Raw genomic sequence first — 23,723 nt, forward strand, 5'->3', positions numbered from 1 at the left:
ACCTCCCCCAACACCCCCGGACGCAACGACACCCTCGGCCCCCTCACACGCAACGTCGGTCTGCACCACCAACTCGGTGGCACAGACCGACGTCACGCACTCAGGGCCATTCGCCAACAGTGTCCATCGGCGTGGAGCCGCCCCTTCCGTGTCGTAGCGCCTACTTCTTGACGCCTACGTCGTAACGCCTACTTCTTGTCGAGCAGGTCCTGAACCTTCGCCCGGACGTCGTCCGTGGCCAGCCCTCGGATCGTCAACGTCGTACGGCGCCGCAGCACGTCGTCCGTCGTCTCCGCCCACTCGTTGTCCCGCGCGTACACGACCTGCGCCCAGATCTCCGGCGCGTCCGGGTGCACCCGTTCGCCCAGCTCGGGGTTCTCGTTCGCCAGACGGGCGATGTCGAAGGCCAGGGAACCGTAGTGCGTCGCCAGGTGCTTCGCCGTGTCCGCACCCATCCGCGGGCCCGGCGCCGGCCGGTCCACCAGGAGCCGGTGCGCTATCGCACGCGGGTTGGCAACGCCGGGCAGCGGCAGCTTCTTCGGCAGGGAGGCGATCGGCTCGAAGTCGTCGCCGAGCGGGTGCCCCGGAAGCGCCTCCAGCTTCTTCATGACCGTACGGCCGATGTGCCGGAACGTCGTCCACTTGCCGCCCGCGACCGACAGCATGCCGCCCCGGCCCTCGGTCACGACGGTCTCGCGCTTGGCCTTGGCCGTGTCGCCGGGGCCGCCCGGCAGCACCCGCAGACCCGCGAAGGCGTAGGTGATCAGGTCGCGGTCGAGTTGCTGGTCGCGGATCGAGAACGCGGCCTCGTCGAGGATCTGGGCTATGTCCTTGTCGTTGACGGAGACGTCCGCCGGGTCGCCCTCGAACTCCTCGTCCGTCGTGCCGAGCAGCAGCATGTCCTCCCAGGGGAGGGCGAAGGTGATCCGGTACTTGTCGATCGGGGTCGCGAGCGCTGCCTTCCAGGGCGAGGTCCGCTTCAGGACCAGGTGTGCGCCCTTCGACAGCCGGATGGACGGCGCCGCGTTCGGGTCCTCCATCTTGCGCAGGTGGTCGACCCAGGGGCCGGTCGCGTTGAGCACGAGACGGGCGTCGACCCCGAACTCGACGCCGGTCGTGCGGTCCTTCAGCTCCGCGCCCGTCACCCGGCCCTTGGTGAAGCGCAGCCCGGTCACCTCGGCGTGATTCAGGACGACCGCGCCCGCCTCGGTGGCCGCGCGGACCGTCATCAGCGCCATGCGGGCGTCGTTCATCTGGTCGTCGCCGTACACGGCCACGGCCTTGAGGTTCTCGGTGCGCAGCTCCGGCACGTCCTGCTGGGCCTTGGCGGGGGAGAGCAGATGGCCGACGCCGTCGCCGAAGGCGGAGAGCGCCGAGTACGCGAACACGCCCGCGCCCAGCTTGGCCGCGCCGTGCGGGCCCCCCTTGTACACGGGGAGGTAGAAGGTGAGCGGGTTCGCCAGGTGGGGGGCCACCTGGCGGGAGACCGCACGGCGCTCGAAGTGGTTCTCCGCCACCAGCCTCACCGCGCCGGTCTGCAGATAACGCAGACCGCCGTGGAGCAGCTTGGAGGAGGCGGAGGAGGTGGCACCGGCGAAGTCGCCGGCGTCGACCAGCGCCACCCTGAGCCCGGCCTGCGCGGCGTGCCAGGCGGTGGAGATGCCCAGGATGCCGCCGCCGATCACGAGAAGGTCGTACGACGCTCTGGCGAGCTGCTCCCGGGTCTCGGCGCGGCTCGGGTTCGAGCCGGAGGCCGGGCGCGTACCAAGGGCAGGCACGGACTGCAGGGTGGACTGACTGGTCATTTCGGGTTCTTACTCCTCATCAGAGTTCGAGAGCTGGCGGCTGTCGTCAGTTCTCGTCGTCCTCGATCCAGCCCATGGTCCGCTCGACGGCCTTGAGCCAGCTCTTGTACTCACGGTCGCGGGTGTCCGCGTCCATGCGGGGGGTCCACTCGGCGGCCCGCCGCCAGTTGGCGCGCAGCTCGTCGGTGCTGGACCAGAAGCCGACGGCGAGACCGGCGGCGTAGGCGGCGCCGAGGCAGGTGGTCTCGGCGACCATCGGGCGCACCACGGGGGCGTCCAGGAAGTCCGAGAGGGTCTGCATCAGCAGGTTGTTGGAGGTCATACCGCCGTCGACCTTGAGGGCCACCAGCTCGTCGCCGGAGTCCTTGACCATGGCGTCGGCGATCTCCCGGGTCTGCCAGGCGGTGGCCTCCAGGACGGCGCGCGCGAGGTGCGCCTTGGTGACGTACCGGGTCAGACCGGCGATCACACCGCGGGCGTCGGAACGCCAGTGCGGGGCGAACAGGCCGGAGAAGGCCGGCACGAAGTAGGCGCCGCCGTTGTCCTCGACCGAGAGCGCGAGCGTCTCGATCTCGGCGGCGGTGGAGATCAGGCCCATCTGGTCACGCATCCACTGCACCAGCGAACCGGTGACGGCGATCGAGCCCTCGAGGGCGTAGACCGTCGGCTGCTCACCGATCTTGTAGCCGACGGTGGTCAGCAGGCCCGCGTACGAGTTGATGATCTTGTCGCCGGTGTTCATCACCATGAAGGTGCCGGTGCCGTAGGTCGACTTGACCTCGCCCTCGGAGAAACAGGTCTGGCCGAACAGGGCCGCCTGCTGGTCGCCGAGCGCGGACGCGACCGGGATGCCGCCGAGCAGGTCGCCCAGCTTGCCGCCCTTGATCTCGCCGTAGACCTCGGAGGAGGAGCGGATCTCGGGGAGGATCTGCAGCGGCACACCGATGGACTCGGCGATCTTCTCGTCCCACTCCATGGTGTGGAGGTTCATCAGCATGGTGCGGGAGGCGTTGGTGACGTCGGTGACGTGATGGCCGCCGTCCACACCGCCGGTCAGGTTCCAGATGACCCAGCTGTCCATGGTGCCGAAGAGGATGTCGCCCGCCTCGGCGCGCTCCTTCAGACCCTCGACGTTGTCGAGCAGCCAGCGGGCCTTGGGCCCGGCGAAGTAGGAGGCGAGGGGGAGGCCGGTCTCACGGCGGAAGCGGTCCTGGCCGACGTTGCGGCCGAGCTCCTTGCAGAGCGCGTCGGTACGGGTGTCCTGCCAGACGATGGCGTTGTGGACGGGCTCACCGGTGTTCTTGTCCCACAGCACGGTCGTCTCGCGCTGGTTGGTGATGCCGATGGCCTTGATGTCGTCGCGGGTGATGCCGGCCTTCTCGACGGCTCCGGCGACGACCTCCTGGACGTTGGTCCAGATCTCGGTGGCGTTGTGCTCCACCCAGCCCGGCTTCGGGAAGATCTGCTCGTGCTCCTTCTGGTCGACGGAGACGATACGGCCGTCCCGGTCGAAGACGATGCAGCGGCTGGAGGTGGTGCCCTGGTCGATGGCGGCGATGAACGGCCCGGCGGTGTGCGCGTCGGTCACGGTGTGCTCCTGGGGTTCCGTAGGGAGGGGCTGTCTGTACGGCGCGATGGCTGAATCGTGCTCTAAGCGAAAGCGACGTTGTAGATGCCTGCCGCGATGGCGCCGCCGATCAGCGGACCGACCACCGGGATCCAGGCGTAACCCCAGTCGGAGCCGCCCTTGTTGGGCAGGGGCAGCAGGGCGTGCGTGATACGCGGGCCGAGGTCACGGGCCGGGTTGATCGCGTAGCCGGTCGGGCCGCCGAGGGACAGACCGATCGAGACGACCACCAGGGCGGTGATCAGGGCGCCCAGTGTGCCGAGGCCGTCACCGTCGGCGTTGAGGCCCTGGGTGAGGATGGCCAGCACCAGCACGACGGTGCCGATGATCTCCGTGGCGAGGTTCTGCCAGACGACCCGGATCTCCGGGCCGGTGGAGAAGATGCCCAGGACCGGTCCTGCGCCCTTTTCGCGGGCCTCGACGGCCTTGGCGGTGGTGGCCTGCGCGCCCGGACCGCCGACGATCTCCTTGTCGGTGAGGTGCGCGTGGAACTGGCCGTAGTAGGCGACCCACACCAGCGCCGCGCCGATCATCGCGCCGAGCAGCTGTCCGCCCCAGTAGGTCGGAACGTTGCTCCAGTCGTCGTCCTTGATCGCGAGCGCCAGGGTCACGGCCGGGTTGAGGTGGGCGCCGGAGAGCGGCGCGGAGGTGTACACGGCGGTCAGTACGGCGAAACCCCACCCGAAGGTGATGGCGAGCCAGCCGGCGTTACGGGCCTTGGAGGCCTTGAGCGTGACGGCGGCGCAGACGCCACCGCCCAGCAGGATGAGTATGGCGGTACCGATGGTCTCGCCGATGAAGATGTCGGAGCTGGACACCCGCGACTCCTTTGTCCTTCGTCCAGGGGGAGAGCTGCCGGCCCTTGGCGTCATCACACTGTAACGCCTATTGCCGGTCGGTGTTCGACAATGTCGACCGATGGACGGGAGTCTTGCCCTGGCGTTACAGGTGCGTCAAGGGTTCTGTTATCGAAAACACGATCGTTATTGATCGCGGTGAGCTATCGATCAAACGCCTTGCCAAACCATGACAACGCCTCACAAGGCATGACAACAACCGGAGCGCCCGATGGTGCCCCGGTTTGCTGGATGAACTTGTGGGACGGACTGGTTGTGCCTACGGCGCTCAGAACCGCCCGGCGCCCAGATCCCGGGAGACCGCGCGGGCGCAGTCCCGCACCGCCGCGATCAGCTCGGGCCGCACCTCGCCGTCCCGGCACAGCCGCTCCACGGCGCCGGTGACACCGACCGCGCCGACCGGCATGCGCCGCCGGTCGTGGATGGGGGCGGCGATGGAGGCGACGCCCTCCCAGGTCTCCTCGACGTCCGCCGCATAGCCACGCGCGCGTGTCACGTCGAGGATCTGCTCGAAGCTGTCGAGCTCGCACACCGTCCGGTCCGTGAAGGCCTTGCGGTCGGCCTCCAGCACCTCGCTGTGCGCGACCGGGTCGTAGGCCGACAGGACCTTGCCCAGGGCCGTGGAGTGCAACGGCTGCATCGCGCCGATCTCCAGGACCTGCCGGCTGTCGTCGGGCCGGAAGACGTGGTGCACGATCAGCACGCCGTGCTGGTGCAGCACGCCCAGATAGACGCTCTCGCCGCTGGAGCGGGCCAGGTCGTCCGCCCACACCAGGGCGCGGGCCCGCAGTTCGTGCACGTCCAGGTAGGTGGTGCCCAGGCGCAGCAGCTCGGCGCCCAGCTGGTAGCGCCCGGAAGCGTCGTCCTGCTCGACGAAGCCCTCCTGCTGGAGGGTGCGCAGGATGCCGTGGGCGGTGCCCTTGGCGAGGCCCAGGGATGAGGCGATGTCCGACAGACCGAGCCGTCGCTCGCCGCCCGCGAGCAGCCGCAGCATCGCGGCCGCCCGTTCGAGCGACTGGATGTTCCGTGCCATCGCCGTCCTGCCTCCGTCCCCTTCGACCGTCGACCCGCGACGTCCGCTGCCGCCGTTCGGCAATGTCGAACACTACCGGTCCATGCCGACCCCTCGCCAATGGTCTGCGAGAACCCGTCGCGGCACTGTTCCGCGCCGTACCCCGTACGCGTATCCCGCTGGGGTCCTGCTCGTCATTCGCGTCCGTCCCGTGGACCGTATGACCATCCCGCCATGGACCCGGCTACGCTGGCTGCCGTGCGCCTACTGTGGAACGTCCCACGGGTTGCGCAAAGCCGACAGCCGTCGCACCAAAGGGAGCCCTTTCATGGCCTCGTCGCCGCTGACCCCTTCCGCCGACAGCCGGACCCGTGTGTCCGCGCTCCGTCAGGCACTCGCCACCCGTGTGGTGGTCGCCGACGGTGCGATGGGCACCATGCTGCAGGCGCAGGACCCCACCCTCGAGGACTTCGAGAACCTCGAGGGCTGTAACGAGATCCTGAACGTCACCCGTCCCGACATCGTCCGCTCCGTCCATGACGCGTACTTCGCGGTGGGCGTCGACTGCGTCGAGACGAACACGTTCGGCGCCAACCACACGGCCGCGGCGGAGTACGACATCGCCGACCGGGTGCATGAGCTGTCGGAGGCGGGCGCCCGTATCGCCCGCGAGACCGCCGACGAGTACGCCGCCCGCGACGGCCGCCCCCGCTGGGTGCTGGGCTCGGTCGGCCCGGGCACCAAGCTGCCCACCCTCGGCCACGTCGCATACGGCACGATCCGCGACGGCTACCAGGCCAACGCCGAGGGCCTGCTGGCCGGCGGCGCCGACGCGCTGATCGTCGAGACCACCCAGGACCTGCTGCAGACCAAGGCCTCCGTGCTGGGCGCCCGCCGGGCCCTGGAGGCGACCGGCGCCGACGTGCCCCTGCTGGTGTCGATGGCCTTCGAGACGACCGGCACGATGCTGCTGGGCTCCGAGATCGGAGCCGCGCTCACCGCGCTGGAGCCGCTCGGCATCGACATGATCGGCCTGAACTGCTCCACCGGCCCCGCCGAGATGAGCGAGCACCTGCGCTACCTCACCCGGCACTCCCGCATCCCGCTGCTGTGCATGCCGAACGCCGGCCTGCCGATCCTCACCAAGGACGGCGCGCACTTCCCGCTGGACGCCGAGGGCCTCGCGGACGCGCAGGAGAACTTCGTCCGCGACTACGGCCTGTCCCTGATCGGCGGCTGCTGCGGTACGACGCCGGAGCATCTGCGCCAGGTCGTGGAACGGGTGCGGGACCTCACCCCGAGCGAGCGGAACCCGCGTCCCGAGCCGGGCGCCGCCTCCCTGTACCAGACGGTGCCGTTCCGCCAGGACACCGCGTACATGGCCATCGGCGAGCGCACCAACGCCAACGGCTCGAAGAAGTTCCGCGAGGCCATGCTGGAGGCCCGCTGGGACGACTGCGTGGAGATGGCCCGCGAGCAGATCCGCGAGGGCGCCCACATGCTGGACCTGTGTGTGGACTACGTCGGCCGGGACGGCGTCGCCGACATGGAGGAACTCGCGGGCCGGTTCGCCACCGCGTCCACGCTGCCGATCGTGCTGGACTCCACCGAGGTGGACGTGATCCGGGCCGGGCTGGAGAAGCTCGGCGGGCGCGCGGTGATCAACTCGGTGAACTACGAGGACGGCGACGGCCCCGAGTCCCGCTTCGCCAAGGTGACCAAGCTGGCCCAGGAGCACGGCGCCGCGCTGATCGCGCTGACCATCGACGAGGAGGGCCAGGCCCGTACCCCGGAGCACAAGGTCGCGATCGCCGAGCGGCTGATCGACGATCTGACCGGCAACTGGGGCATCCACGAGTCGGACATCCTCATCGACACCCTGACCTTCACCATCTGCACCGGTCAGGAGGAGTCCCGTAAGGACGGCATCGCCACCATCGAGGCGATCCGCGAGCTCAAGCGCCGCCACCCGGACGTGCAGACCACGCTGGGCCTGTCGAACATCTCCTTCGGCCTGAACCCGGCCGCCCGCATGCTTCTGAACTCCGTCTTCCTGGACGAGTGCGTGAAGGCGGGCCTGGACTCGGCGATCGTGCACGCGTCGAAGATCCTGCCCATCGCCCGCTTCACCGAGGAAGAGGTCCAGACGGCTCTCGACCTCATCTACGACCGCCGTGCCGAGGGCTACGACCCGCTGCAGAAGCTGATGGCCCTGTTCGAGGGCGCCACCACCAAGTCCCTGAAGGCGGGTCGTGCCGAGGAACTGGCCGCCCTGCCGCTGAACGAGCGCCTCAAGCGACGCATCATCGACGGCGAGAAGAACGGCCTCGAACAGGACCTGGACGACGCACTCCAGGAGCGCCCGGCCCTGGACATCGTCAACGAGACGCTGCTGGACGGCATGAAGGTCGTCGGTGAGCTGTTCGGCTCCGGTCAGATGCAGTTGCCGTTCGTGCTGCAGTCCGCCGAGGTGATGAAGACGGCGGTGGCCTACCTCGAGCCGCACATGGAGAAGACGGACGACGAGGGCAAGGGCACCATCGTGCTGGCGACCGTGCGCGGCGACGTGCACGACATCGGCAAGAACCTCGTCGACATCATCCTGTCCAACAACGGCTACACCGTGGTCAATCTGGGCATCAAGCAGCCCGTCTCCGCGATCCTGGAGGCCGCCGAGGAGCACCGGGCCGATGTCATCGGCATGTCCGGTCTCCTGGTCAAGTCCACGGTGATCATGAAGGAGAACCTGGAGGAGCTCAACCAGCGCAAGATGGCGGCCGATTTCCCGGTCATCCTCGGCGGCGCGGCCCTGACCCGCGCCTACGTCGAGCAGGACCTGCACGAGATCTACGAGGGCGAAGTCCGCTACGCCCGCGACGCGTTCGAGGGCCTGCGCCTCATGGACGCCCTCATCGGCGTCAAGCGGGGCGTGCCCGGCGCGAAGCTGCCCGAGCTGAAGCAGCGCCGGGTGCGGGCGGCCACCGTCCAGGTCGAGGAGCGCCCGGAGGAGGGACACGTCCGCTCCGACGTCGCCACCGACAACCCCGTGCCCACGCCGCCGTTCTGGGGCACCCGCGTCATCAAGGGCATCCAGCTCAAGGAGTACGCCTCCTGGCTGGACGAGGGCGCTCTCTTCAAGGGCCAGTGGGGCCTGAAGGAGACCCGCACCGGGGACGGGCCGTCGTACCAGGAACTCGTCGAGACCGAGGGCCGCCCGCGCCTGCGTGGCCTGCTGGACAAGCTGCAGACCGAGAACCTGCTGGAAGCGGCCGTCGTCTACGGCTACTTCCCGTGCGTGTCCAAGGACGACGACCTGATCCTCCTGGACGACGACGGCAACGAGCGCACCCGCTTCACCTTCCCGCGCCAGCGCCGCGGCCGGCACCTGTGCCTGGCGGACTTCTTCCGCCCGGAGGAGTCCGGCGAGACCGACGTCGTAGGCCTCCAGGTCGTCACCGTGGGCTCGCGGATCGGCGAGGAGACCGCGAAGCTGTTCGCGTCCGACTCCTACCGCGACTACCTCGAACTGCACGGTCTGTCCGTGCAGTTGGCCGAGGCGCTCGCCGAGTACTGGCACGCGCGCGTGCGGTCCGAGCTGGGCTTCGCCGGTGAGGACCCGGCCGAGATCGAGGACATGTTCAGCCTGAAGTACCGGGGCGCCCGCTTCTCCCTCGGCTACGGCGCCTGCCCCGACCTGGAGGACCGCGCCAAGATCGCCGAACTCCTTGAGCCGGAGCGCATCGGCGTCCAGCTCTCCGAGGAGTTCCAGTTGCACCCGGAGCAGTCCACGGACGCCATCGTGATCCACCACCCGGAGGCGAAGTACTTCAACGCCCGGTGACCGGGCGGCGCCGTACCCGCTGACCTGCGGGTTCAGCCGTCCTCAAGGACGATCGGGCACGCTGATCGAAGAAGTCGTACACTGGTCGGTCCACCGCAGGCCGGTTCCCTTTCCGGGAACCGGCCTGATCGTCCCTCAAGGAGGTAGGCCGGATGACCAGCACGGTCCCCGCGCTCGGAACCCGAACGGCCGAAGGGTCGGCACTTCAGGCCGTGCTCCTCGACATGGACGGCACCTTGGTGGACACCGAGGGCTTCTGGTGGGACGTCGAGGTCGAGATCTTCGCCGGTCTCGGCCACGCCCTCGACGACTCCTGGCGCCATGTCGTGGTCGGCGGCCCGATGAGCCGCAGTGCGGGGTTCCTGATCGAGGCCACCGGCGCCGACATCACCCTCGCCGAGCTCAGCGTCCTGCTCAACCAGGGCTTCGAGGACCGTATCGACCGCGCCCTGCCGCTGATGCCGGGTGCCGCCCGGCTGCTGGGCGAGTTGTCGGCGTACGAGATCCCCACCGCCCTGGTCTCCGCCTCGCACCGGCGCATCATCGACCGGGTGCTCTCCTCGCTCGGCGCCCACCACTTCGCCCTGACGGTCGCCGGGGACGAGGTGCGGCGCACCAAGCCGGATCCGGAGCCGTACTTGTTCGCGGCGGCCGGGCTCGGCGTGGATCCGGCCAGATGCGCGGTCATCGAGGACACCGCGACCGGTGTGGCCGCGGCCGAGGCCGCCGGCTGCCAGGTGGTGGCCGTGCCCTCGGTGGCGCCCATCGCCCCGGCCGCCCGGCGCACCGTCGTGACCTCGCTGGAAGTGGTCGACCTGGCATTTCTGCAGGGCCTGATGACGGAAATGGGCTAGGCATTCACCGAGCGTGCGGGGCTGGATAGCGCGGTAATTCCATGCGTGCGTCGGTAAAAGAATTCACGCGGCGCTGGATGGCTGAATTCCGGCCCTCGCACCGACCGTTGGGGATGTGACGTTCACCACTCCCCAGCGGGTCGACAGAGTGCTCGTCTTGTGCTGCTCGCCCCCAATTCGGCAGCTGGGTCGGGACCTTGTGTCCCGATTGAGGGGATGCTGCACGAATCCTTCCCCGGTCGGTTTTTCGGTGCGTCCACACCCCGTTCCACTGCGTGATGGGGCCTCAACTCCGGGTGCGGCCAACCCTTGCGCAGGTGCCGACTAATCTCGTCGCGAGAACATCACCTCTACCCCCGTGCCCCGCTGCGACACCCCTGCATGCCGGGTACACGGACTCACAGCTCTGGAGAAACTCGAGCATGAACCGTAAGACTTTGGCGCTGCCGGCCGTCATCGGCCTGCTCGCGCCGGTGCTCGCAGCCTGCGGCGGGACGGGCAGCGGCAGCGGCGGCGGTGACGCGATCGTCGTCGGCACCACCGACCGGTTCAGCGCCTCGACGGAAGCCCCCGCGCCCCTCGACCCGGCGTACGCCTACGACGTCGGCACCTGGAACGTCCTGCGTCAGACCGTGCAGACGCTGATGATCCAGCCCCGCGGCGAGGGCGAACCGGTGCCGGAGGCCGCCGAGAAGTGCGGCTTCACCGACACCGGCAACGAGCGCTACGTCTGCACACTCCGCGACGGCCTCAAGTTCGCGGGCGGTGACCCCGTCACTGCGGCCGATGTGAAGTACTCCATCGACCGCGCTCTGTCGATCCAGGCCGACAGCGGTGTGTTCGCGCTGCTGTCCACCATCGACACCGTCGAGACGCAGGGCGACCGCGAGGTGATCTTCCACCTCAAGACCGCCGACGCCACCTTCCCGTTCAAGCTGTCGACGCCGGTCGCCGGCATCGTCAACCCCGACGACTACGAGAAGAACAAGCTGCGCGACGGCTTCGCGGTCGACGGCTCCGGCCCGTACACCTTCCAGTCCGAGGTCAAGAACGACGAGCTGGTCAAGGCCGTGTTCACCAAGAACCCCAACTACAAGGGGACGTTGAAGGTGAACAACGACAAGGTCGAACTGCGCTCCTTCGGCGACGCCGGCGAGATGGGCACCGCGCTCGACGACGGTGACATCGACCTGATGACGCGCACCATGTCGCCCAAGCAGATAACGAAGCTCTCGGGCGCCGCCGCCGGCACCGACGAGGACATCGTCGAGATGCCCGGCCTGGAAATCCGCTATCTCGCCTTCAACACCGACGCCCCGACGGTGAAGACCAAGGCCGTGCGCCAGGCGATGGCCCAGATCATCGACCGCGCCGCACTGGTCGCCAAGGTGTACGGCGACCAGGCGGAGCCGCTCTACTCGCTGGTCCCGGCCACCATCACCGGCCACTCCAACGCGTTCTTCAACAAGTACGGCGACCCGAACGTGGCCAAGGCCAAGGCCATGCTGACCAAGGCCGACATCACCACCCCGGTGAAGCTGACCCTCCACTACACGACCGACCACTACGGCTCGGCCACCAAGGAGGAGTTCGAGCTGCTCCAGAAGCAGCTGAACGCCAGCGGCCTGTTCGACGTCCAGATCGAGGGCGCCCTCTGGGAGACCTTCCGCCCGGCCGAGCAGAAGGGCGAGTACGACGTCTACGGCATGGGATGGTTCCCGGACTTCCCGGACGCCGACAACTACCTCGCGCCCTTCCTGGACAAGGACAACTTCCTCGGCTCGCCGTACGACAACAGCCAGATCCGCAGCGCGCTGATCCCTCAGTCGCGCCGGGAGGCCGACCGGCTGTCCGCCGTGAAGAGCCTGACGGAGATTCAGGACATCGTCGCCGACGACGTGCCCGTGCTGCCGCTGTGGCAGGGCAAGCAGTACGTCGCCGCCCGCGACGACATCACGGGCACCGCCTACGCCCTCAACTCCTCCTCCACGCTTCAGCTGTGGGAGCTCGGCCGCGGAGTCAGCGGCTGACCACTCCCGTGCCCGGGGCCGTGGACGACGGCCCCGCAATTCGGAACCGACGACAAGGCACCTGCACGTGAATATGCGTAACCAGTGGCCGGTCCTGCCGATCGTGGCGGGACTGGCCTCCGGACTGCTGACCGGATGCGGAACGGAAACCGGGGACTCGGGGAGCGGAGGCTCCTCCGTGGTCATGGGGATGTCCGACGACGTCCTGGCCACCGACCCCGCCTCCGGCTACGACCCCGGATCCTGGCTGTTGTTCAACAACGTCTTCCAGTCGCTGCTGAGCTTCCCCAAGGGAGCCACCGAACCGCAGCCGGAGGCCGCCGAGGAGTGTGCCTTCACGGACACCTCGACCAGGGTCTACCAGTGCACGCTGAAGGACGGCCTGAAGTTCAGCAACGGTAACGCGCTCACCTCGGAGGACGTGAAGTTCTCCTTCGACCGCATGCTGAAGATCAACGACGAGGCCGGCCCCGCGATCATGTTCCCCATGCTCGAGAAGGTCGAGACGCCGGACGAGAAGACGGTCGTCTTCCGCCTCAACACCGCGGACGCCACCTTCCCGAGCAAGATCGCCTCCGGCGCCGGCTCCATCGTCGACCACACGTCGTACGAGGCGAGCGGCCTGCGCAAGGACGGCGAGGCGGTCGGCTCCGGCCCGTACAAGCTCGACTCCTTCAGCGACGACGAGGCCGTCTTCTCGGTCAACGAGCACTACAAGGGCACCGCCGAGGTCCAGAACTCCGGGGTCACCCTCAAGTTCTTCCACGGCGACCAGACCGCGCTGAAGACGGCCCTGCTCGACAAGAAGGTCGACATCGCCTACCGAGGCCTCGCCGCGAGCGACATCGCCGACATCGAGAAGGCCGACCCCGGCTCGGGCGTCGAGATCGTCGACGGCAACAGCGCCGAGGTCCAGCACCTGGTCTTCAACATGGACGACCCGGTCACCGGAAAGCTCGGCGTTCGCAAGGCCATCGCCTACCTGCTCGACCGCGACGCCCTGATGAAGGACGTCTACAAGGACACCGCGACCCCGCTGTACTCGATCATCCCGGCCGGTATCGCCGGCCACAACACGGCCTTCTTCGACACCTACGGCGCCAAGCCCTCCAAGGCCAAGGCAGCCGCGGCCCTGAGCGCCGACGGCATCACCGACAAGGTCAAGCTGACCCTGTGGTCGACCCCGTCCCGCTACGGCCCCGCCACCGACGACGAGCTCAAGGCGATCGCCGCCCAGCTCAACGCCAGCGGCCTGTTCGACGCCGACGTCCAGTCCGTGGCGTTCGACCAGTACGAGCAGGACATCGCCGACGGCAAGTACGGCGTGTACGTGAAGGGCTGGGTTCCGGACTACCCGGACGCCGACAACTTCACCGGCCCCTTCTTCGGCGAGGGCAACGTGCTGAGCAACAACTACACCAACAGCACGATCACCGGCACGCTCATCCCGCGCACCGCGTCCGAGAGCGACCGCGCCGCGACCAACTCCGACTACGGCCGGCTCCAGGACATCGTCGCCGACGACGTGCCCGTGCTGCCGCTGTGGCAGGGCAAGCAGTACGCCGTCACCCGCGACAACGTCTACGGCCTCGAGTACTGCCTCGACGCCTCGACCGTGTTCCGGTTCTGGGAACTCAACAAGGACTGACCTGACGGCACGAACGCCGAGGGCGCCCCTTCCGGCGAAGGGGCGCCCTCGGCGTCGTAGGACACCCGGCTACTGCGCTCCCGGGCGCACCAGCCCGCTCTCGTACGCATACACCGCGGCCTGCACCCGGTCACGCAGCCCCAGCTTGGTCAGGACGTGCCCCACATGCGTCTTGACCGTGGTCTCGCTGACGAACAGGTCCGCCGCGATCTCCGCGTTCGACAGCCCGCGCGCCACCAGCTTCAGCACCTCCACCTCACGCTCGGTGAGCGTGTTCAGCGTGTCCGGAACGGGCTCGTCGCCGGAGGGCAGATGCGTGGCGTACTTGTCGAGCAGCCGGCGCGTGATGCTCGGCGCGAGCATCGCCTCGCCCGCCGCGACCACCCGGATCGCCTGCACCAGCTCATTGGCCGGGGCGTCCTTCAGCAGAAACCCGCTGGCCCCCGCCTTCAGCGCCTCCACCACATACTCGTCGAGGTCGAAGGTGGTCAGCACCAGCACCTTGGCCGGTCCGTCCCGCCCCGGCCCGGTGATCTGCCGGGTCGCCTCCACACCGTCCATCCGCGGCATACGGATGTCCATCAGAACCACATCGGGCTGCAGGGCCCGCACCTGGTCGAGCGCCTGGAGGCCGTCTCCGGCCTCGCCGACGACCGCGATGTCCTGCTCGGCCTCCAGAATCATCCGGAAGCCGGTACGCAGCAGCGGCTGGTCGTCGACCAGTAGGACGCGGATGGCCACGTAAGTCTCCTTCGCTAGTCCGGCCCCATTCTGCCCTGCTCGGTGCCGCCCGACTCGGCCGCCCTGACCGGCAGCGGATAGGGCGGGGGAGTACCCCCGAATTCCGGGCAAACCGCCTGGTGGTCGCACCAGCCGCACAGCTTCGTCGGCCGCGGCCGCCAGTCCCCCGTCTCCGTCGCCAGCCGGATCGCCTCCCACAGCGCCAGCAGCTTGCGCTCCACCCGCTCCAGATCGGCGAGGACCGGGTCGTACGTCAGCACATCACCGCTGCCGAGATAGACCAGCTGCAGCCGCCGCGGCACGACCTTCTTCAGCCGCCACACCACCAGCGCGTAGAACTTCATTTGGAACAGCGCACCTTCGGCGTACTCGGGCCGGGGCGCCTTGCCCGTCTTGTAGTCGACGATCCGCACCTCGCCCGTCGGCGCCACATCCACCCGGTCGATGATCCCGCGCAGCCTGAGCCCCGAATCCAGCTCCGCCTCGACGAACAGCTCCCGCTCGGCCGGCTCCAGCCGCGTCGGATCCTCCAGCGTGAACCAGCGCTCCACCAGCTGCTCCGCCTCACCCAGCCAGCGCGCCAGCCGCGCGCCCTCCGGATCGTCCGCGAACAGCTCCAGCACCTCCGGCCGGCTCTCCCGCAGCCGCTCCCACTGCCCCGGCACCAGCGACTTCGCCCGCGGCGCCGTACGCTCCGCGGCCGGGGCGTCGAACAGCCGCTCCAGCACCGCGTGCACCAAGGTGCCCCGCGTCGCCGCCTCACTCGGCTTCTCGGGCAGCCGGTCGATCACCCGCAGCCGGTACAGCAGCGGGCACTGCATGAAGTCACTGGCGCGCGAAGGGGAGAGGGAGACCGGGGGTGCGGCCTGGCGCAGCGGCGGGGAGGCGGGCGCCCCCGAGGGCGACCCGGCCGGCTGCACCGCGGGCTCGGCAGGCGCGGGGACGGGTGGCTCGGCCTGCGGTCGCGCATGCGGTATGGCCACGGCCGCCGCCTCGGCCGCCGCCGTCCTACCGCCGCTGTGGGCCTCCGCCGCGCCCTCGGTGCTCGTCTCCATGACCACAGACCATACGGCTCGCCACTGACAGTGACCCGGTCACGGTCGTGACCGCTGCGACGGCAGTGCAAACACAGGGGGTGCCGGGGCGGAACGCGTCCCGACGGCCGCATACCATCGACCCGAGACCTTCCGCCCGGCAGGCGCGGGAGACGCTGCGAACGAGGGGACACCGTGGACGAGAGCGGCGGGAGCGGGCAGCCGCGGTCCGGCAACGAGGAGCCGACCGAGCGCCACCGGGGTCGTACGACCCCGGCCACGGACCCCGCACGCCCCGACCCGGCCGACGAACGGGCCACGGAGGCACGGCACTTGGACGCCACAACACCCTCGGACAGCGCCGCCACGGACGACCAGGACAGCCGGTCCGCGGATGCGGCTCCCGGCGGCGACGCGCAACCCGGAACGCCGCCCTCCAGCGGCGAGCGCCCGGCCGCAAGCCCGGCGCACCACGCCTCGCCCACCGCCCAGGACCACGACGACCGTCCCTTCGCGCACACCGACGCCACCAAAGGCCCCCAGCCCCCGCGCCCCCGCGATCCCAGAGGCGGACTGCTGATGGGACGCCCCTTCGGGGTGCCCGTCTACGTCGCGCCCAGCTGGTTCCTCGTCGCCGCGCTGATCACCTGGGTGTTCGGCGGCCAGCTCGACCGCGTGCTGCCCGAACTCGGCGCCGCCCGCTACCTCGTCTCCCTCTTCTTCGCGGTCGCCTTCTACGCCTCCGTACTCGTCCACGAACTCGCCCACACCGTCGCCGCCCTCCGCTTCAAGCTCCCGGTCCGCCGCATCCAGCTCCAGTTCTTCGGCGGCGTCTCCGAGATCGAGAAGGAGGCCGAGACCCCCGGCCGCGAATTCGTCCTCGCCTTCGTCGGCCCGCTGCTCTCCCTCGTCCTCGCGGGCCTCTTCTACCTGGCCCTGCAACCCGTCGAGCCCGGCACCGTCCCCGGCGTCCTGCTGGCCGGCCTGATGATCTCCAACCTCATCGTCGCCGCCTTCAACCTGCTCCCGGGCCTGCCCCTCGACGGCGGCCGCATGCTCCGCGCCGTCATCTGGAAGATCACCGGCAAACCCATGAGCGGCACCATCGCCGCCGCCTGGGTCGGCCGCGCCCTCGCCGTCTCCGTCCTGATCGGCCTGCCCCTGCTCACCCAGTCCGGCGCACTCGGCCGCGACGCCGTGGACAACGTCGGCATGGACACCGTCATGGACGCCCTGCTCGCCGCGATCCTCGCCGCGATCATCTGGACCGGCGCCGGCAACAGCCTGCGCATGGCCCGCCTGCGCGAACACCTCCCCGAGCTGCGCGCCCGCAACCTCACCCGCCGCGCCGTCCCCGTCGAGACGGACACCCCCCTCTCCGAGGCCCTGCGCCGCGCCAACGAGGCCGGGGCCCGCGCCCTCGTCGTCGTCGACCCCGACGGCCAGCCCCTCTCCCTCGTCCGCGAGGCCGCCATCGTCGGCGTCCCCGAACACCGCCGCCCCTGGGTCGCCGTCAGCGGCCTCGCCCAGGACCTCACCGACGGCATGCGCGTTTCCGCCGAACTGGCCGGCGAAGACCTCCTGGACGCCCTGCGCGCCACCCCCGCCACCGAATACCTCGTCGTCGAGGAAACCGGCGAGATCTACGGCGTCCTGTCCGCCGCCGACGTGGAGCGCGCCTTCGTGAAGGCCATGGCCCGGCCCTCCTAGTGGTCGGCGACCCCGATAAACGCCGGTAGGCTGGTCACATGTCCGAACCGACCGGTGCCGCCCGCCGACGCGGGCCCTTCAAGGTCGGGGACCAGGTACAGCTGACCGATCCCAAGGGCCGTCACTACACGTTCACGCTCGAAGCCGGGAAGAACTTCCACACCCACAAGGGTTCCTTCCCGCACGACGAACTGATCGGTGCTCCCGAAGGCAGCGTCGTCCGCACCACCGGGAACGTCGCCTACCTCGCGCTGCGCCCCCTGCTCCCCGACTACGTCCTGTCCATGCCCCGCGGCGCCGCCGTGGTCTACCCCAAGGACGCGGGGCAGATCCTGTCCTTCGCCGACATCTTCCCCGGCGCACGCGTCGTGGAAGCGGGCGTGGGCTCCGGCTCGCTCAGCAGCTTCCTGCTGCGCGCTATCGGCGACCAGGGCATGCTGCACAGCTACGAGCGCCGCGAGGACTTCGCCGACATCGCCCGGCAGAACGTGGAGCGCTACTTCGGCGGCCCCCACCCCGCCTGGCAGCTCACCGTCGGCGACCTCCAGGACAACCTCAGCGACACCGACGTCGACCGCGTCATCCTCGACATGCTCGCCCCCTGGGAATGCCTGGAAGCCGTCTCCAAGGCCCTCGTCCCCGGCGGCATCCTCTGCTGCTACGTCGCCACCACCACCCAGCTAGCCCGGACCGTCGAGTCCATCCGCGAGATCGGCTGCTTCAACGAGCCGACATCCTGGGAGACGATGATCCGCAACTGGCACGTCGAGGGCCTCGCCGTCCGCCCCGACCACCGCATGATCGGCCACACCGGCTTCCTGCTCACCGCCCGCCGCCTCGCCGACGGCGTCGAGCCCCCCATGCGCCGCCGCCGCCCCGCCAAGGGCGCCTACGGCGAGGACTACGCCGGCCCCAACGCCGACGGAGGCGCCGGGCGCTAGGGCGGCCCTGTGCCGCAATCAACGTGCAGACAACGTGGCCGAGTTCCCGGGAACACCCCGGAACTCGGCCACGACGCCTTTCCGTTGACACCGGGACAGGACGCGGCGGCCAAGAGCACAACAGACGGCCAACGGCACAACATCTGCCCACCCCCGCCGTTCCCCCGCACTGTGACGTGTGGCACCATGCTGGCCACCCCCACCGGCACAGCCCTCACAGGAGACACTCCTAGTGCAGCAATCCGCCGTCCCGGAACTCGCGCACACGCACACCCGCCCGATCCACTGGCTCGCCACCGCGACCGCCCTCGCCGGCGTCGTCGCCCTCTCCTCGATCCTCCAGCCCGACGCGGCCACCGCCGCCCAGGCCGCCGGCCGGGACTCCAAGACCGCCCAGGCGACCGCACCCGCGCCCGACCCCGCCGACGTCGACTTCCCGATCGAATGCGGCCCCGTCAAGGCCGTCGTGGTGAAGAAGGCCTCCGGAGACCTCGACGGCGACGGCAGCCCCGAAACCATTGCCGTCGTGCACTGCGACGCCCCCATGGGCACCCCGCCCGACGGCCTGTACGTCCTCACCACCGCCGCCGACACCGGCAAGCCGCGCGTCGTGGCCACGCTCGTCGACCCCAAGGACCGCACCATCGTCAGCGACATCGCCGTACAGGACGGCGCCGTCCTCGGCACCCTGCTCGGCTACTCGTCGTCCGACGTGCCCCGTTGCTGCCCCGACGTCAAGGACAGCGCGAAATGGCAGTGGAAGAACGGGACGTTCGAGCGCTCCAAGCCCTCCGCAGCCCGCAGCGTCTGAACCCCGCGGAAGCCCGGACCATCACACGCCGGTGACGCAACGCACCCGCGCCGTCACTCCGCGCCGGGACCGAAGACCTCCACCCGGTCCGTCACCCGACGCACATGGATGCACTCGCCCGGACACTCCCGCGCCGAGTCGACCACATCCGTGAGAAGCGGCAGCGGTACGGGTGTTGTGGCGCCCTTGGCCTGCAGCAGCTCGTCGCCCGAGCCCTTCACATAGGCCAGACCGTCGATGTCCAACTCGAACACCTCAGGCGCATACTGGGCGCAGATACCGTCGCCGGTACAGAGATCCTGGTCGATCCAGACCTCCAGAGCCTCACTGTCGACCCCGGCCTCCTGCTGCACGCTCATCTCTCCCGCCGTCTCCTGCGCCCGGTGTTGGACCCTTCGACCCTACCTCCGCCCGAAGTACGACCTCGGTCCAGGCGAGGTCCAGCCCCGCTCGACAGCCGCCCCAGACCCCGATCTCTCAGGGCGAACACGATCTCTCCGAGCCGTCTCCCATGTGACTCCAGACACCCGCCATCGCCACGCTGAGTCAACGCCCGCGACACCGCCGCCGACCCGCACCCAGACCCGACGCGACCGCCGCAGCACCGCACCGCCCAGGCGCCGCAAGCCCTCCGACGACCGACGACCGGGGCAACTCGCGCCCGGCGCGGAGGATTTTGACCACTCCACCCTTGGAACAGGCCGCTTCTGAATCACGTTGACTGGGTATCCACACGGCGTGAGGGAGAGCGCAGGGTGACCGACGACACACCTTGACAGTCTTTGTGATCTAGGGGTTTCAATCGACACCCACCCAGGTAGGGTCTGGAAGCGTCCAGCTCCCCTTGGAGGAGGTGAGGACCGTGGCAGCCCACGACGACGACATGAACCGCGGCATCCGCCCGGGACGAGGGTCCGACGACCCGGCCGGGCAGATTGCCTACCTTGAGCAGGAGATCGCCGTCCTGCGACGCAAGCTCGCCGACTCTCCGCGGCACACGAGGATTCTCGAAGAGCGGATCGTCGAGCTGCAGACCAATCTGGCCGGCGTGTCCGCACAGAACGAGCGGCTCGCCAACACGCTCCGTGAGGCCCGCGACCAGATCGTGGCCCTCAAGGAAGAAGTCGACCGGCTCGCACAGCCGCCGGCCGGCTTCGGAGTCTTCCTCACGGCGAACGAGGACGGCACCGCCGACATCTTCACCGGCGGCCGCAAACTCCGCGTGAACGTCAGCCCGAGCGTCGAACTCGACGACCTCAGGCGCGGCCAGGAAGTCATGCTCAACGAAGCGCTCAACGTGGTCGAAGCCATGACGTACGAGCGCGTCGGTGACATCGTCACCCTCAAGGAAATCCTCGAGGACGGCGAACGCGCCCTGGTACTCGGGCACACCGACGAGGAACGGGTCGTACGGCTCGCCGAGCCGCTGCTGGACGTCAACATCCGTCCCGGCGACGCCCTGCTCCTCGAACCCCGGTCCGGCTACGTCTACGAGATCGTTCCGAAGAGCGAGGTCGAGGAACTCGTCCTCGAAGAGGTTCCCGACATCGGCTACGACCAGATCGGCGGTCTGGGCGGCCAGATCGAGATGATCCGCGACGCCGTCGAGCTCCCTTACCTCTACCCCGACCTGTTCAAGGAGCACGAACTGCGGCCGCCCAAGGGCGTCCTGCTGTACGGGCCCCCCGGATGCGGCAAGACACTCATCGCCAAGGCCGTCGCCAATTCGCTGGCCAAGAAGGTCGCCGAAGTCACCGGCCAGGCCACCGGCAAGAGCTTCTTCCTCAACATCAAGGGCCCCGAGCTCCTCAACAAGTACGTCGGCGAGACCGAGCGGCAGATCCGCCTCGTCTTCCAGCGTGCCCGTGAGAAGGCCAGCGAGGGCACCCCCGTCATCGTCTTCTTCGACGAGATGGAATCCCTCTTCCGCACCCGCGGCTCCGGCGTCAGCTCGGACGTGGAAAACACCATCGTCCCCCAGCTGCTCGCCGAGATCGACGGTGTAGAAGGCCTGCAGAACGTCGTGGTCATCGGCGCCTCCAACCGCGAGGACATGATCGACCCCGCGATCCTGCGCCCCGGCCGCCTCGATGTGAAGATCAAGATCGAGCGTCCGGACGCCGAAGCCGCCAAGGACATCTTCGCCAAGTACCTCACCGAACGCCTCCCGCTGCACCCCGAGGACGTCGGCGAGCACGGCGGCGACAAGTCCTCGACGGTCCAGGGCATGATCCAGACCGCGGTCGAGCAGATGTACGCCGAAACCGAGGAAAACCGCTTCCTCGAGGTCACCTACGCCAACGGAGACAAGGAAGTCCTCTACTTCAAGGACTTCAACTCCGGCGCCATGATCGAAAACATCGTCGGACGCGCCAAGAAGATGGCGATCAAGGACTTCCTCGAGCACAAGCAGAAGGGCCTCCGCGTCGCCCACCTCCTCCAGGCCTGCGTGGACGAGTTCAAGGAGAACGAAGACCTGCCCAACACCACCAACCCGGACGACTGGGCCCGAATCTCCGGAAAGAAGGGCGAACGGATCGTCTACATCCGTACCCTCATCACCGGAAAGCAGGGCGCCGACACCGGACGCTCCATCGACACGGTGGCGAACACCGGTCAGTACCTGTAAAAGACAGGGCGGCTGCGGGTGCCCTCACCGGGTACCCGCAGCCGACTGCTTTTCAGGCCACGGCTGGAGCAAGGCAATGACGCAAATGATCTCCCCACCAGCGCAAAGGCGTTCTAGGCTCTTCCGTACCGCCGAGTCGCGCAGTGCGGGGACGGGCACCGCACACGCACCGGAGCGCCAGCGGTACTTGAGCAGCGTCCCCGACCGAGGACGCCGCCGGGCAAGGAGGGCCGCATGACCGTACGGCGAGTAATGGGCATCGAGACGGAGTACGGGATCTCCGTCCCCGGCCACCCCAACGCCAATGCCATGCTCACCTCATCCCAGATCGTCAACGCCTACGCGGCGGCGATGCACCGGGCCCGGCGGGCCCGATGGGACTTCGAGGAGGAGAACCCGCTGCGGGACGCGCGAGGCTTCGACCTCGCCCGCGAGGCCGCCGACGCCAGCCAGCTCACCGACGAGGACATCGGCCTGGCCAACGTCATCCTCACCAACGGCGCACGCCTCTACGTCGACCACGCACACCCCGAATACAGCGCCCCCGAGGTCACCAACCCCCGGGACGCCGTCCTCTGGGACAAGGCCGGCGAACGCATCATGGCCGAAGCCGCGGAACGAGCCGCCCAGCTCCCCGGCGCCCAGCCCATTCACCTGTACAAGAACAACACCGACAACAAAGGCGCCTCCTACGGCACCCACGAGAACTACCTGATGAAGCGGGAAACCCCCTTCTCGGACATCGTGCGCCACCTCACGCCCTTCTTCGTCTCCCGTCAGGTCTTCGCCGGAGCGGGCCGCGTCGGCATCGGCCAGGACGGACACGAACACGGCTTTCAGCTCAGCCAGCGGGCGGACTACTTCGAAGTCGAGGTAGGCCTGGAGACGACTCTGAAGCGCCCGATCATCAACACCCGCGACGAGCCCCACGCGGACGCGGAAAAATACCGCCGACTCCACGTGATCATCGGCGACGCGAACCTCGCCGAGATCTCCACGTACCTGAAGCTCGGCACGACATCCTTGGTGCTGTCGATGATCGAGGACGGCTTCATCGCCGTGGACCTCGCCGTCGACCAGCCCGTCCGCACCCTCCACCAGGTCTCCCACGACCCCACCCTCAAGCGCCTGGTCACGCTCCGCAGCGGCCGCACGCTCACCGCGGTCCAGCTGCAAATGGAGTACTACGAGCTCTCCCGCAAATACGTGGAGGAGCGCTACGGCGCCGACGCCGACGACCAGACCAAGGACGTCCTCGGCCGCTGGGAAGACACCCTCAACCGGCTCGAGAACGACCCCATGAGCCTCGCCGGCGAACTCGACTGGGTCGCCAAGCGAGAACTCATGGAGGGCTACCGGCGCCGTGACAACCTGGACTGGGACGCCGCGAGGCTGCATCTGGTCGACCTCCAGTACGCCGACGTACGAGAGGAGAAGGGCCTCTACAACCGCCTCGTCGCCCGTGGCCGCATGAAGCGCCTCCTGGACGAGCCGGACATCGAGCGGGCCCGTACCAAGCCGCCGGAGGACACCCGGGCGTACTTCCGCGGCCGATGCCTGGAGCAGTACGCGGACGACGTCGCCGCGGCCTCCTGGGACTCCGTGATCTTCGACCTTCCCGGGCGGGACTCGTTGCAACGCGTCCCAACCCTGGAACCGCTTCGCGGAACGCGTAATCACGTCAAGGAACTCCTGGACCGTTGCCGCACGGCAGAAGACCTGGTCAGGGTCCTCTCCGGCGGCTGAACGAACACCGGGGCAGAAACGGCCCGGCAGGGTGGAAATCCCGGCGTCCGGGAATCATCGAGGTGGTCCCCGGACGTTGAGGGAACTGCGGGGCCGATGTCGGACCCTGCTTGTAGGGTCTGATCAAGAACGTCGAACCGAGCGGGGTGAGGGTTATGGCGACCAAGGACACCGGCGGCGGCCAGCAGAAGGCAACGCGCTCCACCGAGGAGGTCGAGGAGCAGGCGGCAGAGTCGCAAGCTTCGGAAGATCTCAAGGAGCGTCAAGAGAAGCTGAGCGATGACGTGGACTCCGTCCTCGATGAAATCGATGATGTGCTCGAAGAGAACGCCGAGGACTTTGTGCGGTCATTTGTTCAGAAAGGTGGGGAGTGACCGTTAGTGTCCGATTTGGGTGCCGAGAAGAGGTGCTCGGTATGCCAGCGGACGCTTCCTACC

17 protein-coding genes are annotated in these 23,723 nt (G+C 68.7%); 10 read left to right on the forward strand and 7 right to left on the reverse strand.

The annotated features are described in order from the left end of the window. Nucleotides 1-188: 188 nt before the first annotated feature. The 4 genes from ACTWQO_RS16420 to ACTWQO_RS16435 form a co-directional block, all read right to left on the reverse strand. On the reverse strand, nt 189-1,805 hold the full coding sequence (locus ACTWQO_RS16420; protein ID WP_443238055.1) for an FAD-dependent oxidoreductase: 1,617 nt from the start codon (nt 1,803-1,805) through the stop codon (nt 189-191). 46 nt (nt 1,806-1,851) lie between these two features. Further along, entirely contained in the window at nt 1,852-3,393 is a 1,542-nt protein-coding gene (gene glpK, locus ACTWQO_RS16425) for a glycerol kinase GlpK (RefSeq protein WP_443238056.1), read from the reverse strand. 62 nt (nt 3,394-3,455) lie between these two features. Next, on the reverse strand, nt 3,456-4,250 hold the full coding sequence (locus tag ACTWQO_RS16430; RefSeq protein WP_362943765.1) for an MIP/aquaporin family protein: 795 nt from the start codon (nt 4,248-4,250) through the stop codon (nt 3,456-3,458). A 307-nt stretch (nt 4,251-4,557) separates the two neighbouring features. Continuing rightward, complete coding sequence (locus tag ACTWQO_RS16435; protein ID WP_443238057.1) at nt 4,558-5,322, reverse strand: IclR family transcriptional regulator; 765 nt, start codon at nt 5,320-5,322, stop codon at nt 4,558-4,560. Nucleotides 5,323-5,629: 307 nt separating this feature from the next. Between ACTWQO_RS16435 and metH the strand changes: the two genes are divergently transcribed. The 4 genes from metH to ACTWQO_RS16455 all read left to right on the forward strand — a co-directional run bounded on the left by metH (nt 5,630) and on the right by ACTWQO_RS16455 (nt 13,674). Further along, complete coding sequence (metH, locus tag ACTWQO_RS16440; protein ID WP_443238058.1) at nt 5,630-9,142, forward strand: methionine synthase; 3,513 nt, start codon at nt 5,630-5,632, stop codon at nt 9,140-9,142. Nucleotides 9,143-9,294: 152 nt separating this feature from the next. Continuing rightward, nucleotides 9,295-9,996, forward strand: a complete 702-nt coding sequence (locus ACTWQO_RS16445) for an HAD family hydrolase (protein WP_443238059.1) — start codon at nt 9,295-9,297, stop codon at nt 9,994-9,996. A gap of 422 nt (nt 9,997-10,418) precedes the next feature. Further along, nucleotides 10,419-12,026 carry an ABC transporter substrate-binding protein gene (locus ACTWQO_RS16450; RefSeq protein ID WP_443238060.1) on the forward strand — a complete coding sequence of 536 codons (1,608 nt, stop codon included), beginning with the start codon at nt 10,419-10,421 and terminating at the stop codon, nt 12,024-12,026. 67 nt (nt 12,027-12,093) lie between these two features. After that, complete coding sequence (locus ACTWQO_RS16455) at nt 12,094-13,674, forward strand: ABC transporter substrate-binding protein (RefSeq protein WP_443238061.1); 1,581 nt, start codon at nt 12,094-12,096, stop codon at nt 13,672-13,674. A gap of 69 nt (nt 13,675-13,743) precedes the next feature. Here ACTWQO_RS16455 and ACTWQO_RS16460 read toward each other — a convergent pair whose 3' ends face one another. Both ACTWQO_RS16460 and ACTWQO_RS16465 read right to left on the reverse strand, forming a co-directional pair. Continuing rightward, the gene (locus ACTWQO_RS16460; protein ID WP_129796974.1) at nt 13,744-14,415 is read right to left on the reverse strand and encodes a response regulator; all 672 of its coding nucleotides are present in this window, start codon (nt 14,413-14,415) and stop codon (nt 13,744-13,746) included. Between the two features lie 14 nt (nt 14,416-14,429). Continuing rightward, nucleotides 14,430-15,470, reverse strand: a complete 1,041-nt coding sequence (locus ACTWQO_RS16465) for a RecB family exonuclease (RefSeq protein ID WP_443238062.1) — start codon at nt 15,468-15,470, stop codon at nt 14,430-14,432. A 174-nt stretch (nt 15,471-15,644) separates the two neighbouring features. Between ACTWQO_RS16465 and ACTWQO_RS16470 the strand changes: the two genes are divergently transcribed. The 3 genes from ACTWQO_RS16470 to ACTWQO_RS16480 all read left to right on the forward strand — a co-directional run bounded on the left by ACTWQO_RS16470 (nt 15,645) and on the right by ACTWQO_RS16480 (nt 18,911). Continuing rightward, nucleotides 15,645-17,159 carry a site-2 protease family protein gene (locus tag ACTWQO_RS16470; protein WP_443238063.1) on the forward strand — a complete coding sequence of 505 codons (1,515 nt, stop codon included), beginning with the start codon at nt 15,645-15,647 and terminating at the stop codon, nt 17,157-17,159. 38 nt (nt 17,160-17,197) lie between these two features. Further along, entirely contained in the window at nt 17,198-18,100 is a 903-nt protein-coding gene (locus ACTWQO_RS16475; protein ID WP_443238064.1) for a tRNA (adenine-N1)-methyltransferase, read from the forward strand. 232 nt (nt 18,101-18,332) lie between these two features. Beyond that, a complete protein-coding gene (locus tag ACTWQO_RS16480; protein ID WP_443238065.1) occupies nt 18,333-18,911 on the forward strand; it encodes a hypothetical protein in 579 nt (192 codons plus the stop codon). Between the two features lie 53 nt (nt 18,912-18,964). Here the strand turns inward: ACTWQO_RS16480 and ACTWQO_RS16485 are convergent, their stop codons facing one another. Continuing rightward, nucleotides 18,965-19,270, reverse strand: coding sequence for a ferredoxin (locus tag ACTWQO_RS16485; RefSeq protein ID WP_443238066.1), 306 nt, complete (start codon nt 19,268-19,270; stop codon nt 18,965-18,967). Nucleotides 19,271-19,773: 503 nt separating this feature from the next. Between ACTWQO_RS16485 and arc the strand changes: the two genes are divergently transcribed. The 3 genes from arc to ACTWQO_RS16500 all read left to right on the forward strand — a co-directional run bounded on the left by arc (nt 19,774) and on the right by ACTWQO_RS16500 (nt 23,660). Beyond that, the gene (gene arc / locus ACTWQO_RS16490) at nt 19,774-21,540 is read left to right on the forward strand and encodes a proteasome ATPase (protein WP_443238067.1); all 1,767 of its coding nucleotides are present in this window, start codon (nt 19,774-19,776) and stop codon (nt 21,538-21,540) included. A gap of 234 nt (nt 21,541-21,774) precedes the next feature. After that, nucleotides 21,775-23,286, forward strand: coding sequence for a depupylase/deamidase Dop (gene dop / locus ACTWQO_RS16495; RefSeq protein ID WP_443238068.1), 1,512 nt, complete (start codon nt 21,775-21,777; stop codon nt 23,284-23,286). Nucleotides 23,287-23,441: 155 nt separating this feature from the next. Further along, entirely contained in the window at nt 23,442-23,660 is a 219-nt protein-coding gene (locus ACTWQO_RS16500; RefSeq protein ID WP_301978539.1) for a ubiquitin-like protein Pup, read from the forward strand. The last annotated feature ends 63 nt before the right edge of the window (nt 23,661-23,723 follow it).

It is taken from the genome of Streptomyces sp. 4N124 (assembly GCF_052245395.1).
Lineage (GTDB): Bacteria > Actinomycetota > Actinomycetes > Streptomycetales > Streptomycetaceae > Streptomyces.